This is a genomic window from Paenibacillus jiangxiensis (assembly GCF_046098255.1).
GTDB lineage: Bacteria > Bacillota > Bacilli > Paenibacillales > Paenibacillaceae > Paenibacillus > Paenibacillus jiagnxiensis.
The window spans coordinates 63,036-72,288 of sequence record NZ_JBJURI010000033.1; the positions used below are offsets into that span (position 1 = coordinate 63,036).

Annotated in this window: 10 protein-coding genes; 5 read left to right on the forward strand and 5 right to left on the reverse strand. The window is 51.1% G+C overall.

All coding sequences use genetic code 11. From position 1 onward, the window contains the following. Positions 1-594 precede the first annotated feature (594 nt). Complete coding sequence (locus ACI1P2_RS25850; protein WP_355324897.1) at positions 595-1,239, forward strand: hypothetical protein; 645 nt, start codon at positions 595-597, stop codon at positions 1,237-1,239. Positions 1,240-1,414: 175 nt separating this feature from the next. On the opposite strand, the gene ACI1P2_RS25855 is transcribed toward ACI1P2_RS25850, so the two are convergent. The 3 genes from ACI1P2_RS25855 to ACI1P2_RS25865 form a co-directional block, all read right to left on the reverse strand. Then, complete coding sequence (locus tag ACI1P2_RS25855) at positions 1,415-1,963, reverse strand: MarR family winged helix-turn-helix transcriptional regulator (protein ID WP_355324900.1); 549 nt, start codon at positions 1,961-1,963, stop codon at positions 1,415-1,417. Then, positions 1,953-4,286, reverse strand: coding sequence for an ATP-dependent DNA helicase (locus ACI1P2_RS25860; RefSeq protein WP_355324903.1), 2,334 nt, complete (start codon positions 4,284-4,286; stop codon positions 1,953-1,955). Before ACI1P2_RS25860 ends, ACI1P2_RS25855 begins: the two co-directional genes overlap by 11 nt. A 245-nt stretch (positions 4,287-4,531) precedes the next feature. Further along, positions 4,532-5,593 (reverse strand): RNA-guided endonuclease InsQ/TnpB family protein, encoded by a 1,062-nt coding sequence (locus ACI1P2_RS25865; RefSeq protein WP_355324932.1) that lies wholly within the window; start codon positions 5,591-5,593, stop codon positions 4,532-4,534. A 370-nt stretch (positions 5,594-5,963) separates the two neighbouring features. On the opposite strand from ACI1P2_RS25865, the gene ACI1P2_RS25870 reads away from it, so the two are divergent. Continuing rightward, complete coding sequence (locus ACI1P2_RS25870; RefSeq protein WP_355324906.1) at positions 5,964-6,524, forward strand: sulfatase-like hydrolase/transferase; 561 nt, start codon at positions 5,964-5,966, stop codon at positions 6,522-6,524. Between the two features lie 203 nt (positions 6,525-6,727). Next, entirely contained in the window at positions 6,728-6,904 is a 177-nt protein-coding gene (locus ACI1P2_RS25875) for an aspartyl-phosphate phosphatase Spo0E family protein (protein WP_355324909.1), read from the forward strand. Between the two features lie 63 nt (positions 6,905-6,967). Here the strand turns inward: ACI1P2_RS25875 and cidR are convergent, their stop codons facing one another. Continuing rightward, positions 6,968-7,873, reverse strand: coding sequence for a cidABC operon transcriptional activator CidR (cidR, locus tag ACI1P2_RS25880; RefSeq protein WP_355324911.1), 906 nt, complete (start codon positions 7,871-7,873; stop codon positions 6,968-6,970). Between the two features lie 179 nt (positions 7,874-8,052). Between cidR and ACI1P2_RS25885 the strand changes: the two genes are divergently transcribed. Together ACI1P2_RS25885 and ACI1P2_RS25890 are read left to right on the forward strand one after the other, a co-directional pair. Continuing rightward, positions 8,053-8,424 carry a CidA/LrgA family protein gene (locus ACI1P2_RS25885; protein ID WP_355324914.1) on the forward strand — a complete coding sequence of 124 codons (372 nt, stop codon included), beginning with the start codon at positions 8,053-8,055 and terminating at the stop codon, positions 8,422-8,424. Beyond that, complete coding sequence (locus ACI1P2_RS25890; RefSeq protein WP_355324917.1) at positions 8,421-9,101, forward strand: CidB/LrgB family autolysis modulator; 681 nt, start codon at positions 8,421-8,423, stop codon at positions 9,099-9,101. Before ACI1P2_RS25885 ends, ACI1P2_RS25890 begins: the two co-directional genes overlap by 4 nt. Positions 9,102-9,177: 76 nt before the next feature. On the opposite strand, the gene ACI1P2_RS25895 is transcribed toward ACI1P2_RS25890, so the two are convergent. Further along, on the reverse strand, positions 9,178-9,253 hold a 76-nt coding region (locus ACI1P2_RS25895), incomplete at its 5' end, for an IS3 family transposase (protein WP_355324935.1).

Consider the following 9,253-nt stretch of genomic DNA (forward strand, 5'->3'; position numbering starts at 1 on the left):
CATTATGAAGCATCTGCCGTTTACAGTAAACTCGAACCTGCTGGAAAACGCATCCATTCCTGTTTGGCAGCCATGTTCACCTAATTTGTTAAGATTTCAGACTTTCATGCCGCTTCGCGGCACCACTGATGAATTAAAATTTTGCCGCTATGCCACTTAAATTTCTTAATAAGCCATCACTTTTCGACACATAGGTTTAGCATCTTTTAAATATTTATTTAGTATTACCATCTATCGCATCAGTAGCGTTGCAGCAAATCTGACAGGGTGCACTTCTGACCACCAAACTGTTCTAACGGTTGCCACAACCGCTATTGGTTCCAAAAACGTTGATTTCAAATTATTGCGGTTGCCATGTCGCCTATTTCGCTTGCCCAGGGCATTTTCGCCTAGATTAAGGAAAATAACGTCAATCACGACCGTTAGAATTTGAAAAGGCCTTTTTTTCGGGAAATAGCAGCTTCTACACCCGTTAGATTTTCGCCAGACACACGGTCTGCTTGAAAACCTGAGCTTTTGCAGAACTCCGAAAGGATCAGGGCTGCAAGTTATCTTAATAAAAAAGGGCCTCAGGGCCTTGAAAGGGGAATGACAATGACACTGCTTACGGTTGAGGATCTGGACCGCGTCCGGCAGGAATGCAGAGCCATGGTAATGAAACGGGCTGTCGCTTCAGGCGGGACGGCTCTCATTCCGCTCCCAGGTGCGGATGTCTTCGCGGATGTCGGCATTCTGATGCAGCTGCTGCCTGCTATTAACGCCAAATTCGGTCTGTCTGAAAGGGACCTGTCCGGCCTGGATGCGGAAACCAAGTCCATGGTATACGGATTGATCACCTCTGTGGGAAGCAGCCTGATCGGGCGTGTCGTAACAAAAGAAATCATTTTGCATCTGCTTCAGAAGCTGGGCCTGCGCTTCGCCACCAAACATGCCGCCAAGTTTGTGCCCATCCTGGGCCAGGGGCTGGCCGCCACGCTCAGTTTCACGGCTATGCGTGTGATTGGCAACCGGCATGTTGACGAATGTTATGAGGTTGCCAAGCGCCTTATGCAGCAGCGCGCCGCAGCGGATAAAGCGGCCGAATGGACCATGCTGCAGGCACCGCTTGAGCCGGTAACGGCAAGCCGTGTAATCCAACTGCTTCCTCCGGGACCGAAAGGCCGGACAAAGCAGGCTTCAGAACAGGAAGACCCGTCCGAAAGAATGCTGAACAGAAATAACCCCCGCATCCGTGTTTAAACCTTATTTGTTACTGACGTGACTGCCAAGAGCCCAATCAAACCTCGGATAAACCAAGGTCTTGGCTGGGTTCTCCGATGCTTTCTGTCTATTCCACCACGCTTACCTTAGGGACATACTTGGAGTTGGGTAAAACACCGTCTTTTTGCCGTATATGAGAATATAAAGTAGCAGGCTATTTCTCAGGCGGCTCTTCCTTGACCAGCCCTCTGCACTCGGGAACCTGCCATATCCGGTCAAAGCTGGTTTTCATCTTCGCGAGGAGCTGCCTCATCATCTCATGATCTTCCTCCGTAAAATCGAAAAGCAGCTCCTTAATCAAATTCTTGTAATAAGGAAGAATATCGTCCAGAAAAGCCTGCCCGTCTTCCTTCAGCCGAACTGCCACCATTCTCCGGTCGCCCTTGTGCGCCACCCGTTCAATCATCCCGTCCCGTTCCAGCCCGTCGATTAACCCGGTCATCGTTCCGCGTGTTACATCGGCCAGCTGCGCCAGCTCCGAAGGAGTCATATCATGGGGAGCACTCCGGGACAAAAGGCTAAGAACGATAACCCTGCCCTGAGAGGCTCCACGCTTGGCCAGATCACTGTTCATTTCGCGGAAAATCCCGTTCGCCAGTCTGGCAAAAGCCAGGAAAGTTTCAATATCCGATATATCCGCTTCTTCATGTCCAAGGTTGCGGAGAATCCCGCGAATAGAGTCGTTATGAAAATTAAAATTCATCCTGTATCCTTCCCGCTCCTTTGCCCGAAAATCGATAATGTCTCCACTCCTCCGGCAGAAGCGAAGCATAAGGCTCCTTCACAAACCGGTCATCCACCAGCACGAGTACCCCTTCATCCGCCTCCGTCCGAATCAGCCGGCCTCCGGCCTGCAGCACTTTGTTCATGCCGGGATATACATAGGCATAATTAAATCCGTTCTTACCTGCACGCTCGAAATAACTGCGGAGAATATCGCGCTCTGCGCCGATCTGCGGCAGCCCTACTCCAACGATGACCACACCGTTCAACTGGTCTCCGGGCAGGTCAACACCTTCGGCAAACACTCCTCCCAGCACCGCAAACCCCATCCGCGTTCTCTCCGGGCCAGGCTGAAACGCAGCCAGAAAAGCATCACGCTCCTCTTCACGCATCCCCGGGCTCTGCACCAGAATCTCTGTGTCCGTATCCCGGCTCATAAACTCTTCGGCCACTTCTCTTAAATAAGGATAGGACGGGAAAAAGACGAGCAAGTTACCTTTCTTCTCCGCCGCGAGCGTCTCCAGCATGTTGGCAATCGGTCCCCTTGAACGCTCGCGGTCCCGGTAGCGTATCGAAAGCGGCAGGAGGCGGACATCCCATTGCTCCGGATAAAACGGGGTCGGAATATGCAGTGTATAGTCGTCTTCTCCCGCACCCAGCATGTCCCGGTAATAAGAGAGCGGGGTCAGCGTGGCCGAGAAGTAGACAGCAGATCTGTAACCTTTAACAGCGGAAGCGATCAGACCGGAAGGGTCCAGGCAGAACAGCCTCGTGGTCAGGTCCACGCGCGTGTCCGCCGAATAGGTGACATAATGTTCATCATACAAGCCCGAGATCCGGATCATATTTTGCGCGGCAAAGTAGGTGTCCAGCAGCAATGCCTGCGCTTCGGCATCCTCTCCTGAGGGCTCAAGCAGCTCTCGCTCAGCTGCCCCCGCAAAGGAAGCAAGCAGTTCGATAAACTCATGAGGCTGCTCCTCGGAGACCTCATAACCGGATTCCTTCAAAGCTTTGCGCAGATTAATGAAATAAGTGTTTACTGTACCGGCCGCGGCGGCAACCCCCGGATTCACCGTCTTGAATACACTCTTCAGCTCCAGGAAAGCGTCTTTGCCGATCTCCGCCGAATACATGTCACGTCCGCGCTCCACCAGATTATGCGCCTCGTCTACCAGAAGCACGCTCTTCCGCTTATGCTCCTCCAGCTGACGTTTCAGGGAGATTCGGGGGTCGAACACATAGTTATAATCACAAATCACAGCGTCTGAGGCATAGGCTACGTCCAGAGAAAATTCGAAAGGACATACTCTGTGCTTGCGGGCATAGACCTCTATAACCGGACGGGTCATGATCGTCTCATTGCCTAGAATGTCCAATACCGCACCATTGATCCTGTCATAATATCCATCACACATGGCGCATTCCCCGGCATCACAGCGATTCTCGTCCTTGAAGCAAATTTTATCCTTGGCTGTCAGAGTAATGACATGAATATGCAGGCCATGACGCTGCATCCGGGCAAAGGCTTCCTCTGCCCCGGCGCGGGTGGTGGTACGGGCAGTCAGGTAAAAAATCCGCTGCATTCCTTCCTCCGTCACCGACTTCAATGCCGGATAGAGGGTGGATATCGTCTTGCCGATGCCGGTCGGCGCCTTTGCAAACAGATTCACGCCTTCGGCGATCGTTTTATACACCGCGCCCGCCAGCTTGCGCTGCCCTGCCCTGTACTGCGCAAAAGGGAATTCCAGCGCACGGATGCTGTCATCCCTGCGCTCCCTGTGATCCGCCAGGAGACGCGCATAAGGCGCGTATGCCTCAAGCAGAGAGTGGACGAAATCCTCCAGCTCTGACAGCGAAAGCTGCCGCCGGAAGCGCTTGGTCTCCCCGCTCTCCTGCTGGACGTAAGTCAACTGGACCTGCATGGAAGGCAAACCTTCATCTTTCGCAATGATATAAGCGTACAGCATAGCCTGAGCCCAATGCACAGGCAGCCCGTCTCCTTCCAGCTCTCCGGCGGCTCCTGCGAAGGACTTGATTTCATCAACCGTCAGGACACCATCCAGCTCGATAAGACCGTCGCAGCGTCCTTCCACCAGGAAGAGAATATCCTCGTAAACAAGCTCCGCCTTTAGCAGCACTTCCTTCCTATCTGTCTCTTTATATTGCGCCTGAATGCTTTGATGCACCCTTGTCCCTTCCTGCATGCTGCCAGCGGAACGAAACCCGGGTATAATGCTGCCGCTCCGGTATACATACTCAACCAGCGGCCTTACTGAAATATGAACCGTTGCTCTCGGTTTCATGGGATCACCCGTTCCGGTCTTTATCCTTTCACTTTACCATGCCTGCGGGGAAAACGTAAGTGATCCAAGTCAGCAACTCATGACTAAAGTCACGAGCTTGTCTCTGCCTGCTTCGTAGACAGTGCTTGCGCTTCGCACAAGCCTTTTAGACTTATTCCTAACCGGTAGTGCAAACGCACCTCACAGTGCTCCTACCTTAGCGTGTTGGAACATCAGGACGGTTGACCTCGCCCCTACAACAAGAGTTATACTCCTGCTGTAACTGTACCGATGTACTCGATTCCTTTGCGATACAGATTCATTGCTCCAATTCGGTCATCGTTCGAACGATAGTGACAGGTTCGGCATTCAAAAGTATGCGTCTTTTTGTTTCGATTGGCTCGTTCAGTATGTCCACATTTTGGGCAGGTTTGAGAAGTATATTTAGGGTCTAATGCAATGACTCGCTGTCCGTTCAGTTCAGCTTTATATTCTAACATTTCGCGGAATTGGTGAAATGCCCAGGAAACCGACACATATCGATGGCGAATACATACCTTTTCTGTTGCCGAACGAACATGCTTTAAATTTTCGATCACAAAAAGAGTACCCTCCGGATACGTTTCAACGAGTGCCTTCGTTATCTGATGGTTGACATCGGTAACATAACGGTTTTCTCTTGAACCGATCTGCTTGAGTCGCTTACGGGCCGATGGGGTTTGTCTCATCTGAAGTTGTTTACGTAAAGCTTTATACTGACCTCGTTTGTGTTTCATCGTTCGTCCAGGATAAAACGTCGTTTTGCTTTGATTATCGTAGGTTGTCGCAAGAAAGTTGATTCCCAGGTCAATGCCTACAATGTGGTTGACCTTCGTCAATTCTAATTCAGAGGACTCTTTGGTCATGGGAATATGCAAGAACCATTTCCTGTGCTTATACACGAGTTTGGCCGTACCCCACTTCCATGTCCCATCAAAGAAGTGCTGCATTCCTTGTTTTTTGTAGCGGAGCTTCACTCGCCCGTCCAGTGTGTTAACGCTAAACCGATCATCGTTCAAAGAATAATCTCGATTCCATACCAGATCATATTCAGGTCGTTTGAATTTGACCAAGTTCCAATCGTGCCCGTTGGATCGAGCAGATTTATAGCGAGCGATGACGGTTTTGATCACCGATTGCGCCATTTGACTTTTCAGACTAAAACGACTTCGAAGTTCTTGATAATACAAGTCATTGAGTGTACGCTGATTTAATTCTTTCGTTTGAAGTACCATAGCGGAAAGATAATTACATGCTACACGATAGGCTTTGGTTGTCTTGGCGAGCATTTTCACTGCATTCAATATAACATATGCCCCAGTGAACAATGGTTAAATCTTCATGATGAAAGGAGGAAGCATGGAGCTTTCGGCTTACGAGCTACCGATGGGTAGCCCCTATACCGAGCGCAATTCCTCACACGACTAAAGTCGCTTGTGTCCATGCGCGGTTATGAATCAGCTGGTTTCAGATGGACGCCAGGGTGATGAATTTTCAAAAAAACGGGTAAATAAGTGAGACATTCACCAAATTATAAAGGTAATAAGGACGAGGCTGAACAGCTGTGCCCCGTCCTGCTTTTGCAAACTGCTCCATGATTGTTTAACATAGTTTTCCGCAAGCATCATTTTCCGAGAAGAGGTCTCCGCGCTCTAAGTTATGCCGATTACGCCCTGGGTCTGTTCACTTGAGGACTTGAAGAAAAACGGCGTATGGGATAACAGCATCATCTTTATTTATGGCGATCATCAGGGTCTGCCCGTATACTCGTTGAACAGAGACGATCAGGCGCTCATGAATGAAATATACGGCCGCGAATACCGGAACGCGGATATGATCAATGTCCCGCTTATTATAACCGCTCCCGGTATTCTGCAGCACCGGCAGCTTGCCCGCACAGGCGGGCAGGTTGACATCCTGCCGACTGCAGCTCATTTGCTCGGCATTTCCCTGCAGGGGCAGCCGTATTTCGGCCAGAACCTGCTAGCGTCAACACCGAATCTCCTGCCGCAGCGCTATTATCTGCCTTCAGGCACCGTATTGAATGACCACACCCTGTTTATTCCGGGAGCTCGCTATGAGGATGGGCATTTTTACAGCCTGCGCGGCGGAGAAGTACAGGAGCGGGGAGCACTCAGCCAGAGCGAGTATCAGTGCGCATTAAAGCTGTTGCAGCTGTCGGACAGCTACATCCGGCAGCTGCCCGATCTCCCCGAATGAACGTAAGAGCGGGGTTGGCGATCTGATCGGAGCGCCACCCTTCGCGAGCGTAATTATAGGATCTCTATTAAAAAGAAATTAAAATAAATGATATAAGTTATGGTAAAATATTATAAATTGATGATAAAATGCCGATAAGCATAATGTACATGTTTTTATCAATACCAGCGTAAAAGCATGACATCTTATGAGGAGGTGCCCTTGTGAACCTCAAAGAACTGGAGCAATTGTTGGAGAAAGAACGTCGAGAACTGAATCAGATGGCAAATCAGCATGGACTTAAAGACGATCGTGTGTTGGACAAGTCGCTTAAGGTGGACCGGATTCTGGATGTATACACCCGAGCCAAGCTTGCGGCCCTCCGCCCGCCCTTGAATTAAAATAATGAAAGCCGCTGTCCGGGAGACAGCGGTTTTTTCTGCCGTTCTCCCCCTTGCTCTCCATTATTCGCCGCTTTCCCGGCTGCTCTTCCGGAGCATGGACTGGGTAAAGGAAATCCACTCACGCGCCGCAAACGACAGATAGCGGTCCTTGCGCCAGATCATCGCCAGATGCCAGGGAATGACAGGGTCGGTCAACGGGATGACTTTGACTCTGCTCGGGTCCATGTCTCGGCAGATCGTTTCCGGCAGCAGCGCGATGCCGAGCTTGGCGGCTACCATCTCCGATATTAAATCCCACTGCGAGCTCTCATACACCACCCGCGGCTGAAAGCCGGCCCGCACACATTCCTCAATAATGCGGTCATGAAGCGCAAAATTTTCCTGAAAAAGAATAAAGGCGTCCTCTGCAAGCTCACTTAGGGCCACCCTGGCTCTACCCGCCAGCGGATGTTCCGGGTGCACGAGCAGATTCAGCTTTTCCTTCACAAATGAAAAAGAATCGAATACATCCGATCCCGTCGGCAGCACGACGACCCCGATATCCAAAGCGCCCGAAGCCACGTCGATCTCCACCTTCTTGGCTCCGTCCTCAAATAACTGCAGCGTGACATCCGGGTATTCCTTGTGAAATTCACCGATGACCATAGGAAAAAAACTGGAGCCGACCATCGGCGGCAGACCGATCCGGATATGACCTTTCCGCAAATTCATCAAATCCCCCAGCTCTGAGGATAGATTTTGAAAGGCTTTCACAATATCTTGCGCCTGCGTTTCGATGACACGGCCCGCATCCGTCAGCTCGACTCTTTTCCCGATCCTGTCCAGCAGCACAACACCAAGCTCATCCTCAAGCCCCTTGATCGTCTTGCTGATCGTCGGCTGGGTGATGAACAGGGACTGGGCCGCTTTCGTGAAGCTCCGCTGCCGCGCCACCTCCAGGAAATACTGTAAATGCCGGATATCCATGGGTACCCCTTTCCAGAAAGCACTATAGCTATTTGGAATGCAAAACATTCTTAATATGCATTTTACCCATGAAAACATGTGTTGTAAAATTTCAATACAGTATGAAAAAGAATCGATTCCCTCAAAGGAATCCTGATCCATAAAGCATACCAACTTTTAAAAACAAGGAGCGATGGTTTATGAAAACCATGTTGCGCAGCGTGATTCAAATAGCCCTGCTGCTCGCCTTCTCAGCCGCGCTCAACGCACTGGTAAACTGGCTGCATTGGCCTGTGCCGGGCAGCATCATCGGCATGGTGATCCTGTTCATTCTGCTGCAGACCGGTGTGGTCCGCTTAAGCTGGATAGAAGCCGGAGCCAACTGGCTGCTGGCCGAGCTGCTGCTGTTCTTCATTCCGTCGGCGGTGGGTGTTATGGACTACGGGCCTATGCTTGAGCATAACGGCATGAGCATTCTGCTCATTGTGCTGTTAGGAACGTTTATCGTCATGGCCGTTACCGGCCTTGTTGCCACGATCATTGCCAAAGGAAAGGAGCGGAAAGCTTCATGACCGGGCTTCTCTGTCTTATCCTGACCATCGCTATCTATGTGCTGGCCAAAAAAATGTACCGGAAGCTGCCCAAAGTATATCTGTCCCCGCTGCTGATCACACCTGCCGTTATTATTCTCATTCTTATGCTTTCAGGCGTATCTTACAGCATGTACAATGAGGGCGGACACTGGCTCTCCCTGCTGCTGCAGCCGGCCACGGTCGCTTTCGCCATCCCGCTGCACCGCTATTTTCCTGTACTCAAAAAGCATTCCGGCGAAATTGTAGCGAGCGTGCTGAGCGGCTCCCTGATCGCCGTCGTTTCCTCGCTGCTGCTGGCCCGCTGGCTGCATCTGGATGCGTCGCTCATGAACAGCATCATTCCCCGCTCGATTACAACGCCAATTGCGATGAACGTATCGCAGACCATTGGCGGCAATCCGACCATTACGGCCGTCTTTGTCATCCTGACCGGACTGAGCGGGCTGGTCGTCGGGCCGCTTACGCTGCGCCTGTTCCGCTTTGAGAATGAGATCGCGCGCGGTGTTCTGCTCGGTACGGCAGCTCACGGCACCGGCACCTCGAAGGCGTTCGAGCTGAGCTCGCTGACCGGCACGATTTCGAGCATCTCCATGGTGCTGGCCGCCGTATTTACATTGGCAAGCGCGCCATTATTGGTGGGACTGCTGCTGCGCTGATGGCATAAAACAGAAAAAGGGAGTCCGCATGTGAACTGCACCCCGTCAAGTAGACAGTACAAAAAATAAAAGATCACTAAGCGGCCTTGGTTCTGAATTCAATGGGACTGAGGCCGTTTAGTTTTGCCTGCAACCGTTCATTATTGTAAAAG

Excerpts from the sequence above, each read along its gene's own strand:
- ACI1P2_RS25870 (WP_355324906.1), top strand. The coding sequence starts at position 5,964 with ATGCCGATTACGCCCTGGGTCTGTTCACTTGAGGACTTGAAGAAAAAC.
- ACI1P2_RS25890 (WP_355324917.1), top strand. The coding sequence starts at position 8,421 with ATGACCGGGCTTCTCTGTCTTATCCTGACCATCGCTATCTATGTGCTG.
- ACI1P2_RS25885 (WP_355324914.1), top strand. The coding sequence starts at position 8,053 with ATGAAAACCATGTTGCGCAGCGTGATTCAAATAGCCCTGCTGCTCGCC.
- ACI1P2_RS25865 (WP_355324932.1), bottom strand. The coding sequence starts at position 5,593 with ATGCTCGCCAAGACAACCAAAGCCTATCGTGTAGCATGTAATTATCTT.
- ACI1P2_RS25860 (WP_355324903.1), bottom strand. The coding sequence starts at position 4,286 with ATGAAACCGAGAGCAACGGTTCATATTTCAGTAAGGCCGCTGGTTGAG.
- ACI1P2_RS25855 (WP_355324900.1), bottom strand. The coding sequence starts at position 1,963 with ATGAATTTTAATTTTCATAACGACTCTATTCGCGGGATTCTCCGCAAC.
- cidR (WP_355324911.1), bottom strand. The coding sequence starts at position 7,873 with ATGGATATCCGGCATTTACAGTATTTCCTGGAGGTGGCGCGGCAGCGG.
- ACI1P2_RS25850 (WP_355324897.1), top strand. The coding sequence starts at position 595 with ATGACACTGCTTACGGTTGAGGATCTGGACCGCGTCCGGCAGGAATGC.